Source organism: Arthrobacter sp. 05N429, assembly GCF_056397045.1.
The window spans coordinates 82,323-108,659 of sequence record NZ_JBFTMQ010000005.1 but is presented as its reverse complement, the minus strand read 5'-3'; the positions used below and the strand labels follow the sequence as shown (position 1 = coordinate 108,659).

The 26,337-nt window shown below is 67.4% G+C and carries 25 protein-coding genes; 8 read left to right on the top strand and 17 right to left on the bottom strand.

Annotated features, from left to right (window positions below; all coding sequences use genetic code 11):
- Positions 1 to 39: 39 nt before the first annotated feature.
- Both AC1DF4_RS11255 and AC1DF4_RS11250 read left to right on the top strand, forming a co-directional pair.
- Positions 40 to 1,620 carry an ATP-binding protein gene (locus AC1DF4_RS11255; RefSeq protein ID WP_476912977.1) on the top strand — a complete coding sequence of 527 codons (1,581 nt, stop codon included), beginning with the start codon at positions 40 to 42 and terminating at the stop codon, positions 1,618 to 1,620.
- Positions 1,617 to 2,351: a response regulator gene (locus AC1DF4_RS11250; RefSeq protein ID WP_476912976.1), complete on the top strand. Its 735-nt coding sequence runs from the start codon at positions 1,617 to 1,619 to the stop codon at positions 2,349 to 2,351. Before AC1DF4_RS11255 ends, AC1DF4_RS11250 begins: the two co-directional genes overlap by 4 nt.
- A 227-nt stretch (positions 2,352 to 2,578) precedes the next feature.
- Here AC1DF4_RS11250 and AC1DF4_RS11245 read toward each other — a convergent pair whose 3' ends face one another.
- The 7 genes from AC1DF4_RS11245 to AC1DF4_RS11215 form a co-directional block, all read right to left on the bottom strand.
- Complete coding sequence (locus AC1DF4_RS11245; protein WP_476912975.1) at positions 2,579 to 3,412, bottom strand: HpcH/HpaI aldolase/citrate lyase family protein; 834 nt, start codon at positions 3,410 to 3,412, stop codon at positions 2,579 to 2,581.
- A gap of 4 nt (positions 3,413 to 3,416) precedes the next feature.
- On the bottom strand, positions 3,417 to 3,965 hold the full coding sequence (locus AC1DF4_RS11240) for a MaoC family dehydratase (RefSeq protein WP_476912974.1): 549 nt from the start codon (positions 3,963 to 3,965) through the stop codon (positions 3,417 to 3,419).
- A complete protein-coding gene (locus AC1DF4_RS11235; RefSeq protein ID WP_476912973.1) occupies positions 3,962 to 4,723 on the bottom strand; it encodes a CoA transferase subunit B in 762 nt (253 codons plus the stop codon). Before AC1DF4_RS11235 ends, AC1DF4_RS11240 begins: the two co-directional genes overlap by 4 nt.
- 3 nt (positions 4,724 to 4,726) lie before the next feature.
- Complete coding sequence (locus AC1DF4_RS11230; RefSeq protein ID WP_476912972.1) at positions 4,727 to 5,569, bottom strand: CoA transferase subunit A; 843 nt, start codon at positions 5,567 to 5,569, stop codon at positions 4,727 to 4,729.
- Between the two features lie 40 nt (positions 5,570 to 5,609).
- The gene (locus AC1DF4_RS11225) at positions 5,610 to 6,773 is read right to left on the bottom strand and encodes an acyl-CoA dehydrogenase family protein (RefSeq protein WP_476912971.1); all 1,164 of its coding nucleotides are present in this window, start codon (positions 6,771 to 6,773) and stop codon (positions 5,610 to 5,612) included.
- 74 nt (positions 6,774 to 6,847) lie between these two features.
- Complete coding sequence (locus AC1DF4_RS11220) at positions 6,848 to 9,070, bottom strand: acetyl/propionyl/methylcrotonyl-CoA carboxylase subunit alpha (protein ID WP_476912970.1); 2,223 nt, start codon at positions 9,068 to 9,070, stop codon at positions 6,848 to 6,850.
- Between the two features lie 7 nt (positions 9,071 to 9,077).
- Positions 9,078 to 10,685, bottom strand: coding sequence for a carboxyl transferase domain-containing protein (locus AC1DF4_RS11215; protein WP_476912969.1), 1,608 nt, complete (start codon positions 10,683 to 10,685; stop codon positions 9,078 to 9,080).
- Between the two features lie 165 nt (positions 10,686 to 10,850).
- Between AC1DF4_RS11215 and AC1DF4_RS11210 the strand changes: the two genes are divergently transcribed.
- Entirely contained in the window at positions 10,851 to 11,537 is a 687-nt protein-coding gene (locus tag AC1DF4_RS11210) for an SACE_7040 family transcriptional regulator (protein ID WP_476912968.1), read from the top strand.
- A 235-nt stretch (positions 11,538 to 11,772) separates the two neighbouring features.
- Here the strand turns inward: AC1DF4_RS11210 and AC1DF4_RS11205 are convergent, their stop codons facing one another.
- The 3 genes from AC1DF4_RS11205 to pdhA are packed head-to-tail and all read right to left on the bottom strand — an operon-like array spanning position 11,773 to position 15,355.
- Positions 11,773 to 13,170: a dihydrolipoamide acetyltransferase family protein gene (locus AC1DF4_RS11205; RefSeq protein WP_476912967.1), complete on the bottom strand. Its 1,398-nt coding sequence runs from the start codon at positions 13,168 to 13,170 to the stop codon at positions 11,773 to 11,775.
- The gene (locus tag AC1DF4_RS11200; protein WP_476912966.1) at positions 13,167 to 14,177 is read right to left on the bottom strand and encodes an alpha-ketoacid dehydrogenase subunit beta; all 1,011 of its coding nucleotides are present in this window, start codon (positions 14,175 to 14,177) and stop codon (positions 13,167 to 13,169) included. Before AC1DF4_RS11200 ends, AC1DF4_RS11205 begins: the two co-directional genes overlap by 4 nt.
- On the bottom strand, positions 14,177 to 15,355 hold the full coding sequence (gene pdhA, locus AC1DF4_RS11195; protein ID WP_476912965.1) for a pyruvate dehydrogenase (acetyl-transferring) E1 component subunit alpha: 1,179 nt from the start codon (positions 15,353 to 15,355) through the stop codon (positions 14,177 to 14,179). Before pdhA ends, AC1DF4_RS11200 begins: the two co-directional genes overlap by 1 nt.
- A 195-nt stretch (positions 15,356 to 15,550) precedes the next feature.
- On the opposite strand from pdhA, the gene AC1DF4_RS11190 reads away from it, so the two are divergent.
- The gene (locus AC1DF4_RS11190; RefSeq protein ID WP_441405534.1) at positions 15,551 to 16,024 is read left to right on the top strand and encodes an Lrp/AsnC family transcriptional regulator; all 474 of its coding nucleotides are present in this window, start codon (positions 15,551 to 15,553) and stop codon (positions 16,022 to 16,024) included.
- A 127-nt stretch (positions 16,025 to 16,151) separates the two neighbouring features.
- On the opposite strand, the gene AC1DF4_RS11185 is transcribed toward AC1DF4_RS11190, so the two are convergent.
- Both AC1DF4_RS11185 and AC1DF4_RS11180 read right to left on the bottom strand, forming a co-directional pair.
- Entirely contained in the window at positions 16,152 to 17,768 is a 1,617-nt protein-coding gene (locus tag AC1DF4_RS11185) for a solute symporter family protein (RefSeq protein ID WP_476912964.1), read from the bottom strand.
- Positions 17,765 to 18,145, bottom strand: coding sequence for a DUF485 domain-containing protein (locus tag AC1DF4_RS11180; RefSeq protein ID WP_476912963.1), 381 nt, complete (start codon positions 18,143 to 18,145; stop codon positions 17,765 to 17,767). Before AC1DF4_RS11180 ends, AC1DF4_RS11185 begins: the two co-directional genes overlap by 4 nt.
- A gap of 241 nt (positions 18,146 to 18,386) precedes the next feature.
- On the opposite strand from AC1DF4_RS11180, the gene AC1DF4_RS11175 reads away from it, so the two are divergent.
- The 4 genes from AC1DF4_RS11175 to AC1DF4_RS11160 are packed head-to-tail and all read left to right on the top strand — an operon-like array spanning position 18,387 to position 22,228.
- Complete coding sequence (locus tag AC1DF4_RS11175) at positions 18,387 to 19,604, top strand: sensor histidine kinase (protein WP_476912962.1); 1,218 nt, start codon at positions 18,387 to 18,389, stop codon at positions 19,602 to 19,604.
- 41 nt (positions 19,605 to 19,645) lie between these two features.
- Entirely contained in the window at positions 19,646 to 20,365 is a 720-nt protein-coding gene (locus tag AC1DF4_RS11170; protein WP_476912961.1) for a LytR/AlgR family response regulator transcription factor, read from the top strand.
- On the top strand, positions 20,362 to 20,754 hold the full coding sequence (locus AC1DF4_RS11165; RefSeq protein WP_476912960.1) for a DUF485 domain-containing protein: 393 nt from the start codon (positions 20,362 to 20,364) through the stop codon (positions 20,752 to 20,754). The genes AC1DF4_RS11170 and AC1DF4_RS11165 overlap by 4 nt, the downstream gene beginning before the upstream one ends.
- Before the next feature lie 7 nt (positions 20,755 to 20,761).
- Positions 20,762 to 22,228 carry a sodium/solute symporter gene (locus AC1DF4_RS11160; protein WP_476912959.1) on the top strand — a complete coding sequence of 489 codons (1,467 nt, stop codon included), beginning with the start codon at positions 20,762 to 20,764 and terminating at the stop codon, positions 22,226 to 22,228.
- Between the two features lie 27 nt (positions 22,229 to 22,255).
- Here the strand turns inward: AC1DF4_RS11160 and AC1DF4_RS11155 are convergent, their stop codons facing one another.
- From AC1DF4_RS11155 to tsf, 5 genes are all read right to left on the bottom strand, one after another.
- On the bottom strand, positions 22,256 to 22,834 hold the full coding sequence (locus AC1DF4_RS11155; protein ID WP_476912958.1) for a DivIVA domain-containing protein: 579 nt from the start codon (positions 22,832 to 22,834) through the stop codon (positions 22,256 to 22,258).
- Positions 22,835 to 22,934: 100 nt separating this feature from the next.
- A complete protein-coding gene (locus AC1DF4_RS11150; protein ID WP_476912957.1) occupies positions 22,935 to 23,855 on the bottom strand; it encodes a phosphatidate cytidylyltransferase in 921 nt (306 codons plus the stop codon).
- Positions 23,855 to 24,412 (bottom strand): ribosome recycling factor, encoded by a 558-nt coding sequence (gene frr, locus AC1DF4_RS11145; RefSeq protein WP_476912956.1) that lies wholly within the window; start codon positions 24,410 to 24,412, stop codon positions 23,855 to 23,857. Before frr ends, AC1DF4_RS11150 begins: the two co-directional genes overlap by 1 nt.
- 122 nt (positions 24,413 to 24,534) lie before the next feature.
- On the bottom strand, positions 24,535 to 25,272 hold the full coding sequence (pyrH, locus tag AC1DF4_RS11140; RefSeq protein WP_476912955.1) for a UMP kinase: 738 nt from the start codon (positions 25,270 to 25,272) through the stop codon (positions 24,535 to 24,537).
- 192 nt (positions 25,273 to 25,464) lie between these two features.
- Complete coding sequence (gene tsf, locus AC1DF4_RS11135) at positions 25,465 to 26,301, bottom strand: translation elongation factor Ts (protein ID WP_476912954.1); 837 nt, start codon at positions 26,299 to 26,301, stop codon at positions 25,465 to 25,467.
- Between the last annotated feature and the right edge of the window lie 36 nt (positions 26,302 to 26,337).

Below are 26,337 nucleotides of genomic sequence, written 5' to 3'. Positions count from 1 at the left end.
TTGGGCGGTGGGGCGGCGGCCGGATGGGAAACTTGTGACATGGTTCACAGGATCCCCTTACGCTTCCAGCTGGTGGCGCTGCAGCTCGCCATCGTGCTTGCCGTCCTGACGGCGGTGGGGGCCGTGACCATCCGGATGCAGGAACAGCAGCTCCGGGACGCCTACAAGGGCAGGCTGATCGGCGTCGCCGAAAGCGTGGCCCGGCTGCCCTCGGTGGTGCAAGCTTTCGGGACACCGCAGCCGGCCCAGATCATCCAGCCCATCGCCGAAGTCATCCGGCAGGCCTCGAACGTCACCTACGTGGTGGTGACGGACCGCAACGGCGTCCGTCAGTCCCACCCGAACCCGGCGGAAATCGGCAGGCCCGTTTCCACCGATCCATCGGTCCCGCTCTCCGGTGAGATCTACGTCGGTACCCAGACAGGAACCCTGGGTGAATCCTGGCGGGTCAAGGTTCCCATCTTTGACGGAACCGGCACCGTGATCGGCTCGGCCTCGGTCGGCGTGCTCGAAACCACCCTGGCCGAGGACCTCTACGAGGACCTGCCACAGCTGTTCGGCTGGCTCCTTGGGGCGGCCCTGCTCGGGTCGCTGGGGGCGATGTACATCTCCAAGCTCGTGTGGCGGCGGATCTACAAGCTGGAGCCGGAGGAGATCGCCGCGCTCCTTGAGACCCGCGACGCGATGCTGCACGGCCTGGGCGAGGGGCTGGTCGCCGTCGACGCGTTGGGGACCGTGGCGCTGGTCAACGACGAAGCACGCCGGCTGCTGGGCCTGGGCGAGGAGATCACCGGGAAACCCGCCAGCGAATGCCTGGAACCCGGGATCCGGCGGATGCTGACTGCCGGGTCAGTCACGGAGGAGCTGGTGCTCTCCGGGGAGCGGATCCTGCTGGGCAAGGTCAACGCCGCCACCGTGGACGGCCGGGAGGTGGGCAAGGTCCTGATCCTTCGCGACCGCACGGAGCTCCACACGATCCTCCGCGACCGCGACGGCGCCCTGGACGTGACGCAGGCGCTCCGGGCACAGGCCCACGAATTCGCCAACAAACTGCATGTGATCTCGGGTCTCCTGGAGCTGGGAGAGCAGGACAAAGCCGTGCAGTACCTGGGCCGGAGCCACAGCGACGCCGCCTTCGTCAGCCGTCCGCTGGCCGCAGGAATCACCGATCACGATGTCCGGGCGCTGCTGATTGCCAAGTCCACGGTCTGCGCCGAGCGCGGCATCGAAATCGTGGTCAGCCCGGATTCGGTGTGCACCCCGGACGGGACCGGCGACGTCATCACGGTCCTGGGGAACCTGATCGACAACGCGGTGGACGCGGCGGGCTACGACAGCACTGTCGCCGTCCGGTTGGAGGAGTCTCCCGAGGGCGGCCGCACCATCACGGTCGAGGACGACGGCCCGGGCGTCCCCGAGCCGGAGCGGGCGGCCGTCTTCGAGGCCGGAGTCACGACCAAGGCGGCCGAGGGGATCAACAGCCGCGGCTTTGGGCTGGCCTTGGTCCAGCGGGTGGCCCGGCGCCGGGGCGGTGGGGCGTCGGTGTCGCAATCCGCGCTGGGCGGCGCCTGCTTTACCGTGGTACTCAGGACAAAAGAGGCGGAACTACAAAAACAATGAGCCCCATTCGCACCCTCATCATTGACGATGACGTGGCAGTCGCCGGGATCCACCACGGATTCCTGCTGGCCCGCGGCGGCTTCGACGTCGTCAGCATGGCCCACACCGGACAGCAGGGCCTCGACCTGGCGGCGGAGCTGCGGCCGGAACTGGTCCTGCTGGATATCCATCTCCCGGACATGTCCGGCCTGGACGTGCTCCGGCAGCTCCGCGGCCGCCAGCAGGCCCTGGACGTCCTGGTCATAACGGCGTCGCGGGAGCTGGAGACGGTCCGCGGCGCCATGGCCGGCGGGGTGCTGCACTACCTGGTGAAGCCGTTCACCTCTCAGGCCCTCAACGAACGGCTCGACGAGTACCTGTTCCTCCGCCGTGAACTCGCCGCGGGTGGGGCTGCGGGGCCGCTGGACCAGGACAGCATCGACCGCCTCGTGGCGCCGACCCGCCGGGCCACAGCCGCGGACACCCTGGCGGGACCGGCGTCCGAGCCGCCGGCCGAGCCGTTGGCGAGGCTGCCGAAGGGTCTGTCCCGGCCCACGCTGGACGCCGTCATCGAGGCACTCAAGTCGAGCCCGGAGGACGTCTCGGCGGCCGGGATGGCGCTTCAGCTCGGACTATCCAGGGTGAGCGCCCGGCGCTACCTCGAGTATCTGGTCATCCACGGCTTCGCCCGGCTCACCCCCCGCTACGGCGCCGCGGGCCGGCCGGAGAACAGGTACTTGTGGAAGCGCTGAGCATGTCCGGTCTTCGCGGTGTAGGACGCTGAGCAAGTCCATTCGTGCCCATAAACTCCTCGCGGGACCCGGTCTCGGTGCAATTGAGCACGCCATCTGACGCAAGTGGCCGCTAAACAACCCGCCAAAGCGGCCATTCGTGGCGAACCGACGAGGTTCCACGCCGCGGAGCCCGGGCGGCCGCAGCCACTCGCCGCGACGATGAACGAGAGCCGCAGCCCCAAAAGCTAGCGGCCGGCGCGGCGGAGGGTGGATTCGGCGTGCTTGAGGATGGGGCCGTCGATCATCTTGCCGTTGAACTGGAACACACCGGAGCCTGCCTCGGCGGCGGCGGCCAGCAGTTCGGCGGCCGCCGCGACCTCGGCTGCGGACGGCGCGTAGGCCCCGCGGACCACGGCCACCTGGTTCGGGTGGATGCATGCCTTCGAGCCGAAGCCCGAGGCGACGGCGTCGCGGGCCTCGACGCCGAGGCCGTCCAGGTCCGGGATGTTGACGTAGACCGAGTCGACGGCTTCCTTGCCGAACGCGCGGGCGGCCAGGAGCACGGTGGAGCGGGCGTGCAGTGCGACCGCGCGGTAGGCGCCGTCGTCCGTTCTGCTGGAGGTGCCGCCGAGCGAGGCGAGCAGGTCTTCGGCGCCCCACATCAGCCCGACCACATTGGGTTCGGCCGCGATGGCGGCGGCATTAACAACGCCAAGCGCCGTCTCGCAGAGCGCAATCACGCTGTAGCCCTCAAGCTCCTTGAGCTGGGCGGCACTCTCGGCCTTGGCCAGCATGATGTGCCGGTAGGGGGTGTGCTTGAGGCAGTGCAGGTCCTTCTCGAACTCCTCCGTGCCGGCGGGGTTGATCCGGACGATCGTGCGGCTCGGGTCCAGCTCGGGGACGTCCCCGGTGGCGCCGAGCTGGGCGAGGATGGCGCCGCGGGCCCGTTGCTTGTCCGCCGGCGCGACGGCGTCCTCGAGGTCCACGATCACCGCGTCGGAGCGCTCGGCCGCCTTCTGGTAGCGCTCGGGGCGGTCGGCAGGGCAGAACAGCAGGGCGGGGCCCATCAGGAAACTCATGGATCTATTCTGCCCTTTTGTGCGCGTTCTGGGCTTCCGAATGTGCATCCTGTGTCCACATCAGGCAGCTGCGAATGGCGAGGGCGACGACGTCGCCGTTCTGGTTACGGCCGGTGTGCTTCATAGTCACAATTCCCTGCCCGGGGCGGGAAGAGGACAGCCGTTTCCCGGTCACCACCGTCTCCGTGTACAGCGTGTCGCCGTGGTACATCGGGTGCGGGAAGGACACGTCCGTGAGCCCCAGCTGCGCGATGATGGTGCCCTGGGTCAGCTGCGGCACGGACTGCCCCACCACCGTGGCCAGGGTGAACATGGAGTTCATCAGGCGCTGGCCGAATGGCTGCTCCGCGCTCCAGGCGGCATCGAGGTGCAGGGCCTGGGTGTTCATGGTCATGGTGGTGAAGAGGACATTGTCCGCCTCGGTCACGGTCCGGCCGGGCCGGTGCGCGTAGACCACATCCTCCTCGAGCTCGTCGAAGTAGAGTCCGCGCTGCTCAATGACGCGGGGCTCGACGGCGCGGGGTTCAGCCGCGTGCTGGGAATCAGTTGTCATACCGTCAGTTCCTGGTCTTCCTCGAAAAGTTCGGCGCCGGTGGCGGCAGCCACGTCCTCGGCCGTCACGTTGGGGGCGAGTTCGCGCAGTACCAGCCGGGACGTGCCGCCCTCCGTCACGACGTCGATCACCGCCAGGTCCGTGATGATGCGGTCAACGCAGCCTTTGCCGGTCAGGGGCAGCGTGCACTGTTCCACGATCTTCGGCCGGCCGTTCCGGTCCACGTGCTCCATCATCACGATCACCTTCTTGGCGCCGAACACCAGGTCCATGGCGCCGCCCATGCCTTTGACCATCTTGCCCGGGATCATCCAGTTGGCAAGGTCACCGTTCCGGGCCACTTCCATCGCGCCGAGCACTGCGACATCCACGTGGCCGCCGCGGATCATTCCAAAGGAGGCGGCGGAGTCGAAGAACGCGGCGCCCTTGTTGACGGTGACGGTTTCCTTGCCGGCATTGATTAGGTCCGGATCCACGGCGTCCTCGGCCGGGTACGGGCCGACGCCGAGGATGCCGTTCTCGGAATGCAGGACCACCTCGACGCCGGCCGGGATGTAGTTGGGAATCAGTGTGGGCATGCCGATGCCAAGGTTGACGTACTGCCCGTTGTGCAGCTCCCGCGCCACCCGCGCGGCCAGTTCGTTGCGCGTCCAACCTTTGCTCTCAACACCAGCGGGATGCCCGACGGCGGGGGGCCGGTATTCGTGGCGGACCGCTTCGGGACGGGGCGGCGCGCCCGGCAGGCTGTTGGATTCCATGGCCTAGGCTCCTGACTGGACTGTTGCTGGGACGGCGGCGGTGGCGGGGGCCGAAGCTGCACTGGCGGCAGGTGCGCTGCCGGAGGCGGACGCTGCGGCCAGCGCCACCGTCCGCTTCTCGATCCGCTTCTCAGCGTCTGGTGCGAGCACCACGCGCTGGACGAAGATGCCGGGAATGTGGACGTGTTCGGGGTCCAGCTCCCCCGGCTCCACGAGTTCCTCCACCTCGGCGATCGTGATCTTCCCGGCCATGGCGCAGAGCGGGTTGAAGTTCATGGCGGTGGCGTGGAAGACGAGGTTGCCGTGGCGGTCGCCCTTCCAGGCGTGGACGAGGCCGAAGTCGGGGGTCAGCGACTCCTCCAGGACATAGTCGGCGCCGTGGAAAGTGCGCACCTCCTTCGCCGCGGAGGCAACCGCAATGTTGCCGTTGGCGTCGTACTTCTGCGGCAGACCGCCGTCGGACACCTGGGTGCCGACGCCGGCCGGCGTGTAGAACGCCGGGATCCCGGCCCCGCCGGCGCGCAGCTTTTCGGCCAGCGTGCCCTGCGGGGTGAGGACCACCTCAAGCTCGCCGGCGAGGTACTGGCGGGCGAACTCCTTGTTCTCCCCCACGTAGGAGCTGATGGTGCGCCGGATCCGGCCGTCCTTGAGCAGGATTCCGAGCCCCCAGTCGTCGACGCCGCAGTTGTTGCTCACGGTCTCCAGGTTGGTGGCGCCGCTTTGGTGCAGGGCCTCGATCAGGGCCACCGGAATGCCGCAGAGCCCGAACCCGCCGACGGCGAGCGAGGCGCCGTCGTGGATGTCCGCAACTGCCTCGGCAGCGCTGGCCACAACCTTGTTAATCATCGTTGATTCCCTCTCTCGACGGTTGCGGCCAGCGGGCCGGTCAGAGCCCCAGTTCGCGGGCGATCAGCATCAGCTGGACCTCCGTGGTGCCCTCGCCGACCTCAAGGATCTTGGAGTCGCGGTAGTGGCGCGCCACGGTGAATTCGTTGATGAAGCCATAGCCGCCGAACACCTGGGTGGCGTCCCGCGCGTTGTCCATGGCTGCCTCGCCTGCGACCATCTTAGCGATGGCCGCCTGCGTCTTGAACGGCTTGCCGGCGAGCATCCGGGCGGCAGCGTCGTAGTAGGCCAGCCGGGCGGTGTGGGCGCGGGCTTCCATCCGGGCGATCTTGAACGCGATGGCCTGGTACTTGCCGATGTTCTGGCCGAACGCGCTGCGTTCCTTGGCGTACTTCACCGACTGGTCCACGCAGCCCTGGGCCGCGCCGACCGCCAGCGCGGCGATCGCGATGCGGCCCTCGTCCAGGATGGAGAGGAAGTTGGCGTAGCCGCGGCCCCGGGTGCCCAGCAGGTTTTCCTCGGGGACGTGGACGTTGTCCAGGGTCAGCGGGTGGGTGTCCGAGGCGTTCCAGCCGACCTTGTTGTAGGCCTTCTCCGCCTTGAAGCCGGGAGTGTTGGTGGGCACCAGGATGGTGGAGATTTCCTTCTTGATGCTGCCGTCCGGGCGTTCCTCCTGGCCGGTCACCGCGGTGACGGTGACGAGCTTGGTGATGTCCGTGCCGGAGTTGGTGATGAACTCCTTGTTGCCGTTGATGACCCACTCCCCGCCGCCGAGCTTGGCGGTGGTCTTGGTGCCGCCGGCGTCGGAGCCGGCTTCCGGCTCGGTCAGGCCGAAGCCGGCGAGGGCCTTGCCGGAGGCCAGCAGCGGCAGCCACTCCTGCTTCTGCGCCTCGTTGCCGAAGCGGTGGATCGGCATGGCGCCGAGGGAGACGCCGGCCTCCAGCGTGATGGCCACAGACTGGTCGACGCGGCCCAGCTGTTCCAGCGCCAGGGCCAGAGCGAAGTAGTCGCCGCCCATGCCGCCGAATTCCTCGGGGAAAGGCAGCCCGAACAGGCCCATGTCCGCCATCTGGGAGACAACCTCGTAGGGGAAGCTGTGCTCCTCGTCGTGCTTGGCGGAGACGGGGGCCACTACTTCGTCGGCGAATGCGCGGACGGTGTTGCTGAGGTCCTGGTAGTCCTCGCTGAGTTCAAAATCTGGCATGGTGACTCCTTTGTCTGGAAATTCTGTTTGTGGTGCTGTCTGAGAACTGCGGTCTGGTGTTGAAGCTGGGGAATCTAGTCCGCCGCGCCCATCGCGATGACGGCTTCCTCGATGGTGTCCTCGGCTCTGGAGGGTTCCGGAGGGTGGATGGTGGCCAGGACCTGGTCTGCCTTCACGAGGTCGCCGGAGGCCGCGCTGATGTGCACGGTCCCGTCGAGGGGCGCCACGAGCTGGTGCTCCATCTTCATGGCCTCCACCGCGAGCAGTACCTGCCCTGCGGTGACAGCTTCCCCGTTCTTCACTGAGACGGACACCACCGTGCCCGGCATCGGCGAGCGCACCGCGGGGTCCGCGGCGCCTTCCACGCGTTCGACGGCGGCCAGCACCCGGGCCAGCCTGGTCTCACGGGTGAGGGGTTCGAGGCGGCAGGACCACCCGTCGTTGCCGAGATAAACGAATTCCGGCGGGTTCTCCCGCGGGTGGTCCTGCCCGGACCCCGCATGGGCGAACCTGAGTTCCCCGCCGTCGAGCTGCAGGAAGACATCGTCACTGGACATCCCGATGACTTTCACGTCGTGCGCCGGGCCGTTGTTGACCCGGACGGTGGAGTGGCCGAGGTCCAAATTGTTCAGCCAGGTCACGGCCACGGTGGCCAGTTCTCCGCCGGGAACACCGAAGCTCATGGTCCAGGCGGCCGGTGCCCCTAAGCGCCATCCCGTGGTGGTGTCCCACGGCGAGCTGAGCGTTTCCGGTACATCGACCAGAACCCAGAAGGGCATGGCCGCAGCAATGAGTTCAGCGTCGCCGGCACGGCGGAATGTGAAGCCGTCCATCTTCCGCTCGATCAGGCCCGTGTCGAGCCGGCCCGCGCGGACATCGGCGTCGTTGATGAGCAGGCGGAGGTATTCGACGTTGGTGTCGATCCCCAGCGCCGTGTACCGGGAGAGCGCCGTGTCGAGCTTGTCCAGCGCCGCAGTGCGGTCCTGGCCCCAGGCGATGACCTTGGCGACCATGGGGTCGTAGTCGCTGGAGATTTCCAGGCCTTCCAGCAGCGAGGAATCGATCCGGATGTCCGGATCGGCAGAAGCCGGGCTAACGGCGTCCAGGTCGTCCATCGCGGTGAAGATCTCGCCTCGCTCATCCAGGAGCAGCACCTCACCGCCCGAGGGCAGGAAGTTCCGTTCCGGGATTTCCGCGTAGACACGCGCTTCCACCGAGTGACCGGAGAGGACGACGTCGTCCTGGCGGACGGTGAGTTCCTCGCCGGCGGCGATCCGCACCTGCCATTCGACGAGGTCGACGCCGGTGACCATTTCGGTGACGGGGTGCTCGACCTGCAGGCGGGTGTTCATCTCCATAAAGAAGAACTCGTCCGGGGCGTTGTCGGAGACCAGGAATTCCACGGTGCCGGCGCCGCTGTAGTTGACGCTGCGCGCTGCGTTGCACGCGGCCTCACCGAGGCGGGCCCGGATATCGGCGCCGTCGGGCAGCGCTTCCAGCAGCGGCGACGGGGCTTCCTCGATGACCTTCTGGTGCCGTCGCTGCAGCGAGCACTCGCGCTCCCCGAGGTGGATGACGTTGCCGTGGTTGTCCGCGAGGACCTGGACCTCGATGTGGCGCGGGGTCAGGACGAGGCGTTCCAGGAACAGGGTGTCGTCGCCGAAGGCGCTGGCCGCGACGCGGCGGGCGGTGGCGAGTGTTACCTCCAGTTCCTCGGCGCGTTCCACGATGTGCATGCCCTTGCCGCCGCCGCCGGCGGAGGGCTTGATCAGCAGCGGGAAGCCGACGCCGGCCGCGGCGTCGATCAGCTGCGCGTCCGTCATGCCGGGTTCGGCGATGCCGGGCACCACCGGAACGCCGTAGCCGGTGACGTGGTTCTTGGAGCGGATCTTGTCGCCCATGACGTTGAGGGATTCGACGCCGGGACCGATGAACGTGATCCCGGCCTTCTCCAGCGCGCGGGCGAAGTCCACGTTCTCGCTGAGGAACCCGTAGCCGGGGTGCACGGCTTCAGCGCCGGTGTCGCGGCAGGCCTGGAGGATGGCCTCGATCTTGAGGTAGCTCTCGGCCGCGGCCGCAGGGCCGATCCGGACGGCGAGGTCGGCTTCCCGCACGTGCCGGGCGTCGTCGTCGGCGTCGGAATAGACGGCCACCGAACGGATGCCCAGCGCCCGCAGGGTGCGGATCACGCGGCACGCGATCTCGCCGCGGTTGGCGACGAGCACGGTGCCAAAGAGGGGCTTGGCGTCCACCGGGCTCGGGGAGGTTGTAGAGAGAGTCGACGAAGAATTAGTCACTGCTGGCTCACATCCGGAAAAGGCCGAAGGAGGTCTCCGGCAGCGGGGTGCGGGAGACGACGTCGAGCGCCAGTCCCAGGACGGTGCGGGTGTCCGCGGGGTCGATTACGCCGTCGTCCCAGAGGCGGGCAGTGGAGTAGTAGGGGCTGCCCTGGTCCTCGTACTGCTGTTTGATCGGGGCCTTGAAGGCTTCCTCGTCCGCGGAGGACCATTCCTCGCCGCGGGCCTCGTACTGGTCCCGTTTGACGGTGGCGAGCACGCTGGAGGCCTGGTTGCCGCCCATCACCGATATCCGGGACGCCGGCCACATCCACAGGAACCGCGGCGAGTAGGCCCGGCCGCACATGGAGTAGTTGCCGGCGCCGAAGGACCCGCCGATCACGACGGTCAGCTTGGGAACCCGGGCGGTGGCAACGGCGGTGACCATCTTGGCGCCATTCTTGGCGATGCCGCCCTGCTCGTAGTCCTTGCCGACCATAAAGCCGGAGAGGTTCTGCAGGAAGATCAGCGGGATGCCGCGCTGGTCGCAGAGCTCGATGAAGTGGGCTCCCTTGAGCGAGGATTCGCTGAAGAGCACGCCGTTGTTGGCCACGATCCCGACGGGGTGGCCATGCAGCTTCGCGAAGCCGGTGACCAGGGTGGTGCCGTAGTTCTTCTTGAACTCGTGGAAGCGGCTGCCGTCCACCAGCCGGGCAATGACCTCCCGGACGTCGTACTGCGCGTTGACGTCCGTGGGGACAGCACCGTAGAGCTCCGCCGGATCCGCCACTGGTTCGACGGCGGTGTCGATGTCCCAGGCGGGGGCCGCCGGCTTCGGCAGCGTCGACACGATGTCGCGGACGATCTGGAGCGCGTGCTCGTCGTTCTCGGCCAGGTGGTCGGTGACCCCGGAGACCTTGGAGTGCACGTCGCCGCCGCCGAGTTCCTCGGCGGTGACGATCTCGCCGATGGCGGCCTTCACCAGCGGCGGTCCGCCCAGGAAGATGGTGCCCTGGTTGCGGACAATCACGGTTTCATCGCTCATCGCGGGAACGTAGGCGCCGCCGGCGGTGCAGGAGCCCATCACCGACGCGATCTGCGGGATCCGGGCCGCGGACATCTTGGCCTGGTTGAAGAAGATCCGGCCGAAGTGTTCCTTGTCCGGGAAGACCTCGTCCTGCTTGGGCAGGAAGGCCCCGCCCGAGTCCACGAGGTAGATGCACGGCAGCCGGTTCTCCAGCGCGATTTCCTGGGCCCGGAGGTGCTTCTTCACCGTCATCGGGTAGTAGGTGCCGCCCTTGACCGTGGCGTCGTTGGAGATGACCAGCACTTGGCGGCCGTGGACCAGCCCGATCCCGGCAATCACGCCGGCGCCGGGGGAATCGTCGTTGTACATGCCGGTGGCGGCCAGCGGCGCGATCTCCAGGAAGGGGCTGCCGTCATCGAGCAGGTGGTCGATGCGTTCGCGCGGCAGGAGTTTGCCGCGGGCCACATGGCGTTCCCGCGACTTCTCCGGCCCGCCGAGGGCTGCTGTGGCGAGGCGCTCCTTCAGCTCGCGGGCCAGCCCCAGCTGGGCCTCGCGGTTCGCGGCGAAGGCGGCGCTCGTGGCGTCCACCTGGCTGGCGATTGTCTCCATTGACTGCTTCCGTTCTGGGCCTTCATGCCGGGGGCCTCAATTGCACCCGCTCCAGCCACTTCGGTTAGTACCGCATAACTGAGATTTAGGTTAGTCTCTATTAACTGTGATGTCCAACACAGGACAGAACTGCAGCACAGTCAAGCAAAATTCGAAACGAGGGACATGCCGGTGACCGAGTCCAGCCAGACAACCGCGGCCCCTCCGGCCCCTTCCGCCCTTCCCGCTTCGACACCTCCTGCATCTACACAGCGCAGCCAGGCGAAGGAGAACAGGCGGCAGGCCCTGCTGTCCGCGGCTGCCGAACTGTTCGCCGTCGACGGCTTCAACCGTGTCTCGCTGGAGGACCTGGGCGCCGCGGCGGGCGTCAGCGGCCCGGCAGTGTACCGGCACTTCTCCGGCAAGCAGGCAGTCCTCGGGGCGCTGCTGCTCAGCGTCAGCCAGGATCTGCTCGACGGCGGCCGGCGCGTGATTGCCGCTTCCGACGGCGCCGCCGTTGCGCTGCGCCGGCTGGTGGAGTTCCACGTGGACTTCGCGCTCAGCAACCCCGACGTCATCCGCGTGCAGGACCAGGACTTCAGCAACCTCGCCGACGACGACCAGTCCGAGGTCCGCACGCTGCAGAGAAACTACGTGGAGCTCTGGGTCGAGGTACTGGCCGGGCTGCACCCCGATACCGAGGCCGCCGAACTCCGGATGCGCGCCCACGCCACGTTCGGCCTCATCAACTCCACGCCGCACTCGGTCCGCAGCCACGGGCGCCGGATTACGGTCAAGCGGGCACGGCCGTTGTTGGAGAGCATGGCGCTGGCGGCCCTGATGGCCCCGGCCATTCCCGACCCGCTCGACTGACCGGCACCCCCGGCACTTGGTCCGGGAAATATGACGGGCCGCGCTCCGGGACCAATCCCCCTGCCCACGCCGCGGAGCCGAGTACTCTCCAGGGGCCTTTGGCGCGGACACGCCGACTACCAAGGCGCCGCCGTCGAACATTGCCCCGAATGTGCCCCGCACGGACAACCCGCCGCAAAACGAAGCTGCCGGCCACCCCCGGGAGGGGGCAGCCGGCAGCCGTGACTTCGGAGTCCTAGACCATGGCGAGGGCCATGCCCGGGTCAGACAGCATGGCACCGAGGTCCTGCAGGAAGCGCGATCCCTGCTCGCCGTCGACCAGGCGGTGGTCGAACGACAGGCTGAGCGTCATGACCTGGCGCAGCGCGACCTCGTCCTGGTACTCCCACGGCATCTTCCGCACGGCACCGAGGGCCAGGATGGCGGCCTCACCCGGGTTCAGGATGGGCGTGCCCGCATCGATGCCGAAGACGCCGATGTTGGTGATGGAGATGGTGCCACCCGAAAGCTCGGCCGGCGCCGTCTTGCCGGCGCGCGCCGTGTCCGTCAGTTCGGTCAGCGCCGTGGAGAGCTCCAGCAGGGACATCCGGTCGGCGTCCTTGATGTTCGGAACGGTCAGGCCGCGCGGCGTGGCGGCCGCGATGCCCAGGTTCACGTAGTTGTACTGGACGATCTCCTGCTTGGCCTCATCCCAGCGGGTGTTGAGCGTGGGGTGGTTGCGCAGGGCGATGAGCACGGCCTTGGACACGATGGTCAGCGGCGTCAGCTTGTAGCCGGCAAACGCGCGGCTGGCCTTAAGTTTCGCCAGCAGTTCCATGGTCGGGGTGACGTCGATGGTCAGGAACTCCGTGACGTGCGGCGCGGTGAAGGCGCTGGAGACCATGGCGGCGGCGGTGAACTTCCGTACACCCTTAATGGGCGTACGGGTTTCCCGCTCGCCCTGTGCCGGAGCGTAAGTGGACACGCCGGCCAGGTCCCGGGGTGCCACCGGCAGGTCTCCCCCGCCGACGAAGTTGCGGACGTCGTCGCGGGTGATGAGCCCAAACTCCCCCGTGCCGGTCACGGCCGCGAGGTCGACGCCGAGATCCTTGGCCAGCTTGCGTACCGGCGGCGTGGACCGCGGGCGCTCCCCGGAGTGCGGGGCGGCAGCGGGCTCGGCCACCGGGGCAGGCGCGGCCGGTTCGGCCACCGGGGCAGGCGCGGCCGGGGCGGGCGCGGCGACCGAAGCCGCGGGAGCGGCGAAGCTGCGGGCGCGGCGGGCCGGACGGCCGGAGTTCTCCAGGACGGCGCCGTAGCCCACGAGGTTCGGTTCGCGTTTGGCGGGCGCGTCCGCGCCGGCACCTCCGGCAGTTCCGGTTCCGCCGGCGGGAGCGCCGTCGTCGCCCTCTACCTCGAAGGAAACGATCGGCTTGCCGACCTCCACGACAGTGCCGGGCTGTTCGTGCAGGGCAGCGACTACCCCGGCGAACGGCGAGGGAAGCTCGACGACGGCCTTGGCCGTTTCTACTTCCGCGATGATCTGGTTGAGCGCGACGGTATCCCCCACCGCGACCTTCCATGCGACGATTTCCGATTCAGTGAGACCCTCACCGAGGTCCGGCAGCCTGAATTCCTTGATCATAGTGGCGCTCATCCTTCCAGCCCGCTCAGGGAGTTGGGGCGGCCCAGGGCACGGTCGACGCCGTCCAGGATCCGGTCCAGACCCGGGAGGTGGTGCATTTCAAGCTTCGAGTACGGGTAAGGGACGTCGAAGCCGGTGACCCGGACCGGGGCGGCTTCAAGGTGGTAGAAGCAGCGTTCGGTGATGCTGGCGGCTACTTCGGCGCCGATGCCGCCGGTCTGCGAGGCCTCGTGCGTGATGACCAGCCGGCCGGTCTTCCGGACCGAGGCTTCCAGCGTCGCGAAGTCCAGCGGGGCGAGCGAGCGCAGATCGATGACCTCGACCGACACACCCTCGTCGGCGGCGGCGAGCGCGGCGTCCTTGGCGGTCTTGACGAGCGGGCCGTAGGCCACGAGCGTCACGTCCTTGCCCTCGGTGACGACGCGGGCCTTCTCCAGGGACAGGGCGGCGCCGAGGTCAAGAGTCTCGTCCACCTCGCCCTTGTCGTGGTAGCGGCGCTTGGGTTCGAAGTAGAGCACGGGATCATCCGAGGCGATGGCCTGCTGGATCATCGTGTAGGCGTCCTGGGGGTCGGAAACGCTGACGACGCGCAGCCCCGACGTGTGGGTGAAGTAGGCCTCGGGCGATTCCGAGTGGTGCTCCGGGGAGCCGATGCCGCCGCCGAACGGGACGCGGATGGTGATGGGCATCTTGACCGCGCCCTGGGTGCGGTAGTGCATCTTGGCGACCTGGCTGACGATCTGGTCGAACGCAGGGTAGATGAAGCCGTCGAACTGGATCTCCACCACCGGGCGGTAGCCGCGGTACGCGAGTCCGACGGCGGTGCCCATGATGCCGGACTCGGCCAGCGGGGTGTCCACGACGCGGTGCTTGCCGAAGTCCTTCTGCAGGCCGTCGGTGACGCGGAAGACACCACCGAGGGCGCCGATGTCCTCGCCCATCAGGACCACTTTGGGATCGTTCTCGAGGGACTTGCGCAGGCCCGAATTGATGGCTCGGGCGAAGGTCATCTTCGTCATCAGCGTGCACCTTCTTCAGAAGCGGCTTCTGCGGGATCGCCGAAGGAAGCCAGGTAACGGGAATAGTGGTCCTGCTGGCGGTCCAGCGAGGAATTGGGCGTGCTGTAGACGTGCTTGAAGATGTCCATCGGCTGCGGTTCGGGCATGTTGATGGTGCCCGCCCGCAGTGCCTTCGCGACGGCGTCTGCCTTGGCTGCGACGGCGGTTTCGAGGTCCTCGGTGAGGAGCCCCTTGCGTTCCAGCAGCGACTTGAGCCGGGCGATCGGGTCCTTGGCGGCCCAGTCCTCGAGCTCGTTGGCGTCGCGGTAGCGGGTGGGATCGTCCGCCGTCGTGTGCGGGCCCATGCGGTAGGTGACAGCCTCGATGAAGGTGGGGCCGCCACCGCGGCGTGCACGGTCGATGGCGATGCGGGTTGCGGCCATCACGGCCAGGACGTCATTGCCGTCCACGCGCATGCTGGGGATGCCGAAGCCTGCGGCGCGGTCAGCGATCTGGATGTGGGACTGCAGCCGGACGGGCTCGGAGATGGCCCAGTGGTTGTTCTGGCAGAAGAAGACGACCGGGGACTGGAAGCTGGCGGCGAACACCAGGGCCTCGTTGACATCGCCCTCGCTCGTGGCGCCGTCGCCGAAGTAGGCCACGGCGACCGAATCGGCGCCGTCGTTCTGGATTCCCATCGCGTAGCCGGTGGCGTGCAGGGTCTGGGCGCCGATGATGATCTGCTGCGTGGCGACGTTGACCGTGTAGGGGTCCCAGCCGGCCAGGGCGTTGCCCCGCCAGGCTTTGACGATGTCCTCGGGGTTGACGCCGCGGCAGTAGGCGACGCCGTTGTCACGGTAGCTGGGGAAGACGAAATCGTCGTCACGAAGGGCCCGGGCCGAGCCGATCTGGGAGGCTTCCTGACCCAGCAGCGGCGGCCAGAGGGCGAGTTCACCCTGGCGCTGCAGGGCGGTGGCCTCGGCGTCGATCCGGCGGATGACCACCATGTCCTCGTAGAGGGCGCCGAGCTGTTCGTCGCTGACGTCCTGGACCCAGGGATCGAACTCGGGATGGCTTACGCGTTCACCCCCGGGGGTGATGAGTTGGACGAGGTCCCCGCCCGTCCGCCTGTTTGATTCTGCACTGTTCCCGGGGCCCCCGGCGGAAATACCGCCCTTGCCCGCGTCGTCGGTAAACACAGTTGTCCGCACCTTCTGACGTCGTCTGACCGTTACTCGCAGGACTCGTGATCCCGGCGCGCACCGGCCGCCCGGGCGCCGTTGCCCCGGATAGTTGTGACCCTACTCACAATGCCCATTGGGTACAACCACCTGCAGAAAAGTTGAGCATTCTGCACCGCCCGGCACCCTGACACCGTGCTAATCTTGCGCATTATGCAACCCTTGGATGGCACCGACACCCGCCTGCTTTCGGCCATGGCCCGCGACCCTCGGCGGACCGTCGTGGCGCTGGCCCAGAAGCTGGGTCTATCGCGGAATACCGTGCAGGCCCGGATGGCCCAGCTGGAGAAGAAACACGTCTTCCTGTCCTTCGAGCGCCGCATCAATCCCGCCTCGCTGGGCTACCCGCTGATGGCCTTCATCTCGGTGCACGTCCAGCAGCAGAAACTCGGCCAGCTGGCAGTGGAACTGGCCGACATCCCGGAGATTCTGGAGGGCTACGGCCTCACCGGTTCGGCGGACCTGCTGCTTCGCGTGGTGGCGCTCGACGCCGAGGACCTGTTCCGGATCAACGGCAAGATCCTGTCCTGCGACGGAGTGGACCGGACGGACACCGCGCTGGCGATGAGCGAGATGATCCCGTTCCGGATCCAGCCGCTGCTGGAACGCGGTTCCGCCGAGGGCTGACGGTTCCGCCGGTGCGCCCGCTGGGCGCCGGCGGATTCTGAACCCCGGCCCCTGGCCACACAGCAGGAACCCCCGCGCGGCTGCACGGGGGTTCCTGGGTTCTGGACGGGCCGGACGCCCGGACCTTTTAGTGGTCGGTGGCCTTTTCGGCACCCACACCCGTGAGGGAGCGGACTTCCATTTCGGCCTGCTTGGTGGTGTCTTCCAGCCTCTTGTCCAGCACCGAACCGAGCCAGCCCAGGAAGAACGCGAGCGGAATGGAGACGATGCCGGGGTTGCTGAGCGGGAAGATCGCGAAGTTGGCGCCCGGAATCATGGACGTCTTGGCACCCGAGACCACCGGAGACAGTGCAATCAGGATGATCGCCGAGCCCAGCCCGCCGTACATGCTCCAGATGGCGCCCTGGGTGGTGAACTTTTTCCAGAACAGCGAGTACAGGATGGTGGGCAGGTTAGCCGAAGCCGCCACCGCGAAGGCGAGCGCCACAAGGAACGCCACGTTCTGTCCATTGGCAAAGATGCCGCCGGCGATGGCCAGGATTCCGATCACGATGACGGTCTTGCGGGCCACCTTCACCTCGGTGTCAGGATCCGCCTTGCCCTTGGCGATAACGCTGGCGTAGATGTCGTGGGCAAACGATGCCGCCGCGGTGATGGTGAGGCCGGCGACGACGGCCAGGATGGTCGCGAAGGCCACCGCCGAGATGAAGCCGAGCAGCAACGGCCCACCGAGGTGGAACGCCAGCAGCGGTGCGGCCGAATTGACGCCGCCCGGGGCAGCCTTGATCGTTTCAGCGCCCACCAGCGCCGCAGCACCGTAGCCCAGGACCAGGGTGAACAGGTAAAACAGGCCGATCAGCCAGATGGACCAGACGACGGACTTGCGGGCTTCTTTGGCGGTCGGAACCGTGTAGAAGCGCATCAGCACGTGGGGCAGGGCCGCGGTGCCGAGCACAAGGGCCAGGCCCAGGGACATGAAGTCGAGCTTGGAGGTCTCCGTCTTGCCGTACTGCATGCCCGGGTTGAGAATGTTCGGGTTGCCCGAGGTTTCCACCGCGCCGCCCAGCAGGTCGGAGAGGTTGAAGCCATAGATGGCGAGGACCCAGAAGGTCATCACGGCAGCGCCGGCAATCAACAGCATGGCCTTGATGATCTGGACCCAGGTGGTCCCCTTCATGCCGCCGATCAGCACGTACATGATCATCAGGGCGCCGACGACGATGATGACCAGCGCCTGTCCGCCCCAGTCGCTGATGCCCAGCAGGAGGGAGATCAGGCTGCCGGCTCCGGCCATCTGCGCCAGCAGGTAGAAGAAGCAGACCGCGAGGGTGGAGATGGCTGCCGCGATGCGCACGGGGCGCTGCTTGAGCCGGAAGGAGAGCACATCGGCCATGGTGAACTTGCCGGTATTGCGGAGCAGTTCGGCGACGAGCAGCAGGGCGACGAGCCAGGCGACCAGGAAGCCGATGGAGTACATAAAGCCGTCATAGCCGTTGATGGCGATGGCGCCGGTGATCCCCAGGAACGAGGCCGCCGAGAGGTAGTCGCCGGCGATGGCGGTGCCGTTCTGCGGACCGGTGAAGGAACGTCCGGCGGCATAGTAGTCTGCCGCCGTTTTGTTGTTGCGGCTGGCCTTGATCACGATGATCATGGTGACCGCCACGAACACGGCGAAGATGCCCATGTTCAGCAGCGTGGTTTCCTTGAGATCCGCAACGTTTACTGCGGGAACCATAAGCGTCATTTCTTTACCCCGCTGATCTGGTTGCCATGCTTGTCGAATTCGTGGCCTTCGATTTCGTGGCGGATTTCCGCTGCGATCGGGTCCAGCTTCCGGTTCGAGTAGCTGACGTACCAGCCGGTGATGGCGAACGTGGTCACGAACTGAAGCAGGCCCATGATCAGCCCGACGTTGATGTTGCCCCAGACTTTGGTGGACATGAACTCCACCGCGTAGTCGGCCAGCAGGACGTATGCGAAGTACCAGAGCAGGAATGCAATGGCCATCGGAAAGACAAAGCTGCGGTGACGTGTGCGCAGTTCCTGGAACCGCGGCGTCGACTGGACTTCCTTGAAGTCCACGGCCGCCGCAGCGTCCGTTTCTTGGGCTTCGTGACCCATCGTTCCTCCTCATTGAGACTGGCGAGTCCACACCGGCTGCCCTGGTCTCCTCCGAAGAGCCCTCGGGCCAATGTGACTGCAATCACTGTCTCCCGTGAGGTGGCTTACATTCCAGAGCTGCCGTACCTTGCGTCGCTCAGCGGTCCCGACGCTGCGCTCAGCGGTGCCTGAAGGAGCGCCTGAAGGGCAGACGGGCGGCACATGCGGCCCCGTCCGGCAGGTGCCGCGATACGCTGGGCGCATGCCCGACTCTCCCCTGTTCACCGCCGCCGCCATCGCAGTGATCGCGGCGGCAATCGCTGTCGTCGTCGCCGTGGGGCTCAAGGTGCTCCGCTCTTTCCGGGAGCTTGGCACCGACGCGGAGCGGGCCACCTACAAGACGCTGCACGCGGCCTCGCGCGCCGGCCAGCATCTGCGGACCGGGCTCAACCCGGCAGGTGCGGCCAAGGCGAGCCGGCAGCTGCGCAGCCTGCTGGGCTGCGACGCGCTGGCGATCACGGACGCTTCCGGCGTGCTCGCCTGGGACGGTGCCGGGGAGGAACTCAAACCGCTACTGATGGAACTGTCGGCAGGAGTGCTCGACGGCGGCCACACGGCCGTGATCCCGGCCGGCGAGGTGCAGGAACTCGCCCAGGGCAAGGGCGCAGTGGCCACCCGCACGGACGTGGAACGCGCCGCGGTGATCGCCCCGATCAAGACCGGGACCCGGGTGGTGGGTGTGGTGGCGGCCTTCGCTCCGGCGGCCGGCGCAGGGCTGGTACGCGCCACCAGCGAGGTGGCCGACTGGGTTGCGACGCAGGTGGAACTGGCCGAACTGGATGCTTCGCGGACGTTGCTGATGGAGGCCGAGGTGCGGGCTCTCCGGGCGCAGATCAGCCCGCACTTCATCTACAATTCCCTGAACGCGATCGCCTCCTTCATCAACACGGATCCGGTCCGGGCCCGCGAGCTGGTAGTGGAGTTCGCCGACTTCACCCGCTATTCCTTCCGCCGGCACGGCGACTTCACCACCCTGGCCGAGGAACTGCGCTGCATTGACCGCTACCTGCTCCTGGAACGGGCCCGGTTTGGCGACCGCGTGCAGGTGAGCCTGCGGATCGCCCCCGAGGTGCTCAGCACCGTGATCCCGTTCCTGAGCCTGCAGCCGCTCGTGGAGAACGCGGTCAGGCACGGACTGGAGGCGAAGGAGGGCCCGGGCCACATCTCCATCACGGCCAACGACTCCGGCGCCTTCGCCGAGGTAACCATCGAGGACGACGGCGTGGGCATGGACCCGGAGAAGCTGCGGGCAGTCCTCGCCGGGCACGGGGACGGCGACCATGTCGGGCTACGCAACGTAGACGCCCGGCTGCGGCAGGTCTACGGCGACGACAACGGACTTGTGATCGAGACGGCGCCCGGCGAAGGCACCCTGATCACGATGCGCGTCCCCAAGTCGCAGCCCCGGCACGACGCCTAGCCTGCGGCCGGCTGAAGCGCCTGCGGCAGTAGTCTTGATCCATGATTAACGTCCTCGTCGCCGATGACGAGCTGCCCGCTGTCGAGGAACTGGCCTTCCTGCTCGGCAAGGATGACCGGATCGGCATCATCCACCGCGCGTCCTCAGGGGCCGAGGCGCTGCGGGCCCTCGAAGCCGGGAACGTCGACGCCGTCTTCCTCGACATCCACATGCCGGCGCTCTCCGGCCTGGACATCGCACGCGTGATCTCGCGCAGCAGCAAGCCGCCCGCCGTCGTGTTCGTCACCGCCGATGAGGACTGTGCCCTGGAAGCCTTTGAACTGGCCGCCGTGGACTACCTGCTGAAACCCGTGCGTGCCGAACGGCTGGCGAAGTCCGTCGGGCGGATCTGCGAGCTGCTCAAGGACGGCGCGCCGCCACCGGAGATGATCACCGTGGACCTCGGCGGCACCACGAAAATGATCCGCCGTGAGGACGTCACCTATGTTCAGGCCCAGGGCGACTACGCCAGGCTGCACACCGCGGACGCGAGCTACCTCATCCGGGTCCCGCTGGCCGATCTGGAGCAGCAGTGGGCCGACGCCGGGTTCATCCGCATCCACCGTTCCTACCTCATCGCGCTGAACCACGTCAGCCACATGAAGCTTGCCGCCGCCCGGCCCAGCGTCACCGTGGCCGGGGCCGAACTGCCCATCAGCCGCCGGCACCTGCCGTCCGTCCGGGAGAAGCTTGAGGCGACCCGGATCCGGCCGCAGGCATGACCCGCGTCCGCGTCACCGCGCCCCGCAGCGTAAAGACAGGCAGCGTGAATCCGGGCAGCAGCGCGCTTCCGGCCGTGCGGTCGGCCGCCGACTCGCGCGAGGCCGCCGAGGAGTCCGACGCCGGCCAGGTGTTTATCCGCTCGCTGATCCGCTCGCAGCTGCGGCTCGGGGTGGTGGTGGCTGCGGGGTTCCTGCTGATCCTTGCCGCATTCCCGCTCATGCTGGGACTTGTCCCCGGGCTCGCGGAGTCAACCATTGCCGGGCTGCCCTTCGACTGGGTGCTGCTGGGCGCCGGGATTTATCCGGTGGTCGGGCTCAGCGCCTGGCTGTACATCCGGACGGCGGCCCGGAACGAGTCCCGCTACCGAGATCTCGTCGGGGACAAGTGAGGCGCCCGTGAACCCGGCCGTCGGCATCGCGGCGTTCGCCGCCGTCTCGCTGGCCACGGCCGGCATCGGTTTCTACGGCCTGCGGATATCCCGCACCACCGGGGATTTCTACGTGGCTTCCCGGACGGTCCGGCCCTGGTGGAACGCCTCGGCCATCGGCGGCGAGTACCTTTCGGCGGCGAGCTTCCTCGGCGTCGCCGGGCTCATCCTGCTCTCCGGCACGGACGCCCTGTGGTTTCCGGTCGGGTACACCGCCGGCTACCTGATGCTGCTGCTCTTCGTCGCCGCTCCGCTCCGCCGCTCCGGCGCGTACACCATCCCGGACTTCACCGAGGCGCGGCTCGATTCGCGGGTGGTCCGCAGCGTCACGAGCGTCGTCGTCGTGATGGTCGGCTGGCTCTACATTGTCCCGCAGCTCCACGGCGCGGCGCTGGCCATCCGGATCACCACCGGGCTGCCGGCGTGGGTGGGCATGGTGGCGGTGGTCGCCGTCGTCTGCGTCACCGTGGTGGCGGGCGGCATGCGGTCCATCACGTTTGTCCAGGCGTTCCAGTACTGGCTGAAACTGACGGCACTGGCCGTGCCGATCCTGTTCATTCTTTTCGTGCTGGCCGACTCCGGGACTCCCCTCGCGGCCGAGGCGTCCGTGAACCCGACGGGAGCGGCACCGGCGGGGATGTACCAGAACATCTCCCTGCTGGTGGCACTGCTGTTCGGGACGCTGGGGCTGCCGCATGTGCTGGTGCGCTTCTACACGAACCCGGACGGGCAGTCGGCCCGCCGGACCACCCTGATTGTCCTGGGCCTGCTGTCGGTGTTCTACCTGTTCCCGACGGCGTACGGGCTGATCGGCCGGGTGTTCGCCCCGCAGCTGGCGCAGAGCGGGCAGTCCGATGCGCTGGTGCTGCTGCTCCCCGGGGAGCTGGTGGGCGGGATGGCCGGTGACCTGCTGTCCGCACTGGTGGTGGCCGGGGCGTTTGCCGCGTTCCTGTCGACCACGTCCGGGCTGGTGGTCTCGCTCGCCGGTGTGATCAGCCAGGACCTCTTCGGCGGCAGCGTTCAGGGCTTCCGCCGGGCGGCCGTGATCTCGGCGGTGGTCCCGCTGGGCATCGCGTCTATGACGGGTTCCCTTGCACTGGCCGGCAGCGTGGGGATGGTGTTCGCGTTCACCGCGTCGACGATCTGCCCGGTGCTCCTGCTGGGCATCTGGTGGCGCGGGCTGACCGACGCCGGGGCAATCGCCGGCATGGTGACTGGAGCCGTGCTGTGCGGCGGGGCGATGGTGGCCGGAGCCGTCCTGAGTGCCGCCGGAACCCCGTCCTGGCTGGCACAGCCCGCGGCCTGGACCGTGCCGGCGGCGTTTGCCGTGATGGTGCTGGTCTCCCGGGCCACCCGGGACCGCGTGCCACGGACCATCACCCGGCTCATGACCCGGCTGCACACTCCGGAACGGCCGCTGGCCACCGAGCGCTGACCGCTGGCCCTTGAACGCTGACCGTGCTCAGTCGATGGCGGCCATGAGTTCGACGACGCGGTCCAGGAAGGCGTCCACCTGGTTTTCTTCGTAGCCGTCCTTGCCGACGGCGGGACGGAAGACAGCCCGGCGGACATTGTCCACACTCAGCGGCTTGTCTTCTTCGAGGTAGCCGATCAGGTCGTGGCAGAGGTCGTCCACGTCCGTGGTGTTGTAGCTGCGCGCTTTCGCCTTGGCCGGGCGGCGGAACCGCTGGCCGTCGGGGCGGTGCAACCGCCCGCGGAGCAGGCCGGCGAGCCGGCCGATCTCGCGGAGCCAGGCGTCCTCGCCGCGTTCGGCGACGAGTTCGTCGCGTTCCCGCAGGGCAAGGGCGTCCTCCAGGCGGTCCAGGGCGGCATCCACGTCCGCTGCGACATACCCGCCCTTGACCGGGTCGAAGGAGACGGACCTGACGTCCGCGCTCTTGACCGGCCGGGCGGCAGACCGTGGCGATTCGAACGACACCCGTGCGCGCTGCATGAACTGGTCGACCTGCTTGGCGTTGTAGCCGTACTGGCTCCGCTGCACGCGGTCAAAGGAAGCAGGAATCTGCCGTTGAATGTCCACTGTAACTTTTTGTTCCTTCAATGCTGTTCGGCCGGACTGTCCGGTGTGTCCGGTCTGCCCGGCACCATTCTAGGGGCCGGAGAGTGAATGCCGTGATGCCTTACGCGCCGGCAAAGATCGAGTAGAGGATGAAGGCCACCGGGGACGCGAAGACGATCGAGTCCAGCCGGTCCATGACCCCGCCGTGGCCGGGCAGGATGCTGCTCATGTCCTTGATCCCGAGTTCACGCTTCACCATGGATTCGGAGAGGTCTCCGGCGGTGGCCGCGGCGACCATGCCCACGGCCAGGGCCACGCCGACCCACCAGGGTTTGTCCAGCAGGAAGACGGAGGCGAGCACACCCACCGCGGTGGCACCGGCGATGGAGCCGGCGAAGCCCTCCCAGCTCTTCTTCGGGCTGATCTTCGGCGCCATCGGGTGCTTGCCGAGCGAGGCCCCGACGAGGTACCCGAACGTGTCGTTGGCGACCACCAGCAGCAGGAGGGTGGCGATCTGCCACGCTCCGGCGGGAACAACGCCGCCGGGCCACAGCCCCACCGGCGTCTCCCCTGCGAACGTGTGCAGCGGCAACACGGCGAAGCTGATCAGGAACGGGATCCAGGCCAGGGTGAAGACACCGGCGAAGATGCTGCGCGCGGAACCCGCAGCGCCCTCCAGTGACCGCCAGATCAGGACCGCGACGCTGCTGAGCATCATCGCGAACAGGAGGCTTTCGGGGCCGCCGAAGTAGGCGGCCGCCGGCATCGCAACGGTGCCGGTCATCACCGGCATGATCGGCAGCCTGGTGCCCGAGGCTTCCAGGGCCCGGAAGACTTCCCAGACGCCGAAGACCGCGAAGGTGGTGACGATGAGCACGAACCCCAGCGGAAGGAACAACAGCCCGCCCAGGACAACGATGAGCATACCGAGGCCCACAGCGGTCGCGGCGGGAAGATTCCTGCCGGCCTTAGGCGTGGGGTTCCTCCGCTGCTTCCCCCGCACCCGGATGCGTGCTCCGGGGTCCCCCTGTTCCTGCGTCATTAGACCTCGAGCAGCTCGGCTTCCTTGCGCTTGAGCATCTCGTCGATCCCGTCGACGTGGGCCTTGGTCAGGGCGTCCAGTTCCTTTTCGCCCCGGCTGCCCTCGTCCTCGCCGGCTTCGCCGTCCTTGACCAGCTTGTCCAGGGTTTCCTTGGCCTTGCGGCGGATGTTGCGGATGGACACCTTGGCATCCTCGCCCTTGGACTTGACGATCTTGACGTATTCCTTGCGGCGCTCGGCCGTCAGGTCCGGAATGGTAATCCGGATGACGTTGCCGTCGTTGGAGGGATTTGCGCCCACCTCCGAGTCGCTGAGGGCACGTTCGATGTCCCGCAGGGCGGTCTTGTCGAACGGCGTGATGAGGATGGTGCGGGCGTCCGGGATGGCAAAGGAGGCCAGCTGCTGGAGCGGTGTGGGTGAGCCGTAGTAGTCCACCAGGACCTTGTTGTAGAGGCCCGGGTTGGCGCGGCCGGTGCGGATCGAGGCGAAGTCTTCCTTGGCTACTTCAACCGCCTTGTCCATCTTGTCCCCGGCTTCGAGCAAGGTTTCTTCGATCACGATCTCTCCTCAGAAATTTGGTGCAGCCGCCGTAGGCGGGTACTGCACGGTCTTGGTGGTGTTCCGACTGCTGGCCCCAGGCTTCGAGGTGCGGAAATGTCCTGAAAACATCCTAGCCGTTGCTAGGGCGTGACGACGGTGCCCAGGTCCTCGCCGCGGATGGCCCGGGTGACGTTGCCCTCGCCTTCCATGCCGAACACCACCATGGTGAGGTTGTTGTCCTTGCACATGGTCATGGCGGTCTGGTCCATCACGCGGATGTCGCGGCGCAGGGCGTCGTCGTAGCTGAGGCGGTGCAGCTTCTCGGCGGTGGGGTCCTTCTTCGGGTCGGCGGTGTAGACGCCGTCGACCCCGCTCTTGGCCATCAGGACGACGTCGGCGTGGACCTCCATGGCGCGCTGGGCGGCCACGGTGTCGGTGGAGAAGTACGGCAGTCCGGCGCCGGCGCCGAAGATGACGACGCGGCCCTTTTCCATGTGGCGGATGGCGCGGCGCGGAATGTACGCCTCTGCGACCTGGCCCATGGTGATGGCGCTCTGCACACGGGTTTCGACGCCGGCCTGCTCCAGGAAGTCCTGGAGCGCCAGGCAGTTCATGACCGTGCCGAGCATGCCCATGTAGTCGGCGCGGGAACGGTCCATGCCGCTCTGCGACAGCTCGGCGCCGCGGAAGAAGTTTCCGCCGCCGACGACAATCGCGACTTCGACGTCGGGGACCGCCGCGGCGATCTGCTTGGCCACGCCGCGGACGGTGTCAGGGTCGACGCCCAGCTTCCCGCCGCCGAAGACCTCGCCGGAAAGCTTCAACAGGACTCGGCGCCGGCTCTTCTTTGGCTGGGCTGAATTGGTGACGGTTTCCATGGTGCCTTCCCGTTGGTGAACTCTGAGCTAGGTTATCGTGCCGGGGACCAAAGGCGTGATTCCGCCCGGACCCCGGTCTGCCCCGATCTTCCCGGGACTTCCCGGGACGGCGTCCCGGGTGCATGCAAAAGGGGTGGCCACCGCAGTGACCACCCCCTCAGCGTGTCTGACTAATGTCTGACTGGTGTCTGACTAGGAACCGACGCGGAAACGCGTGAATGCGGTGCCCTTGACGCCGGCCTCTTCGAGGACCTGCGCGACAGACTTCTTGGCATCCTTGGCGAATGCCTGGTCGAGGAGAACCTCGCCCTTGTAGAAGCCCGTGACGCGGCCTTCCACTATCTTGGTCATTGCTGCTTCAGGCTTGCCTTCAGCCTTGGCAGTCTCCTCGGCGATGCGACGCTCGGACTCGACGAGCTCGGCCGGAACATCCTCACGGGAGAGGTAGTTCGGGGACATCGCGGCGACGTGGACGGCGACGTCGTGGGCTGCGGTGGCAGCGGCTTCGCCTTCGCCGTCAACGGCGAACAGGACGCCGACCTGGGCCGGGAGATCCTTGGAGGTCTTGTGCAGGTAAGCGTCGACCGTTGCGCCCTCGATGCGGGAGATGCGGCGGACAACAACCTTCTCGCCCAGAACCGCGCCCTCTTCGACGACGACCTCGGACAGCGGTTTGCCGTCGACCTCGGTGGCCAGCAGGGTTTCGAGGTCGGCAGCGCCGGACTCGACTGCAATTGCCAGGACCTTGTCGGCGAGCTGGATGAACTTGTCAGCCTTCGCGACGAAGTCGGTCTCGCAGTTGACTTCGATCATCACGCCAACGCCGCCGTCGACCTTGGCAGCAACCAGGCCTTCAGCGGTGGAGCGGCCTTCGCGCTTGGTAGCGCCCTTGAGGCCCTTGATGCGGATGATTTCGATGGCCTTCTCGGCGTCACCGTTGGCTTCGTCAAGAGCCTTCTTGACATCCATCATGCCGGCGCCCGTGCGCTCGCGCAGAGCCTTGATATCAGCGGCAGTGTAGTTCGCCATGTGAACCCCTCTGTCTAGAAATTTTATGTGGTGTAC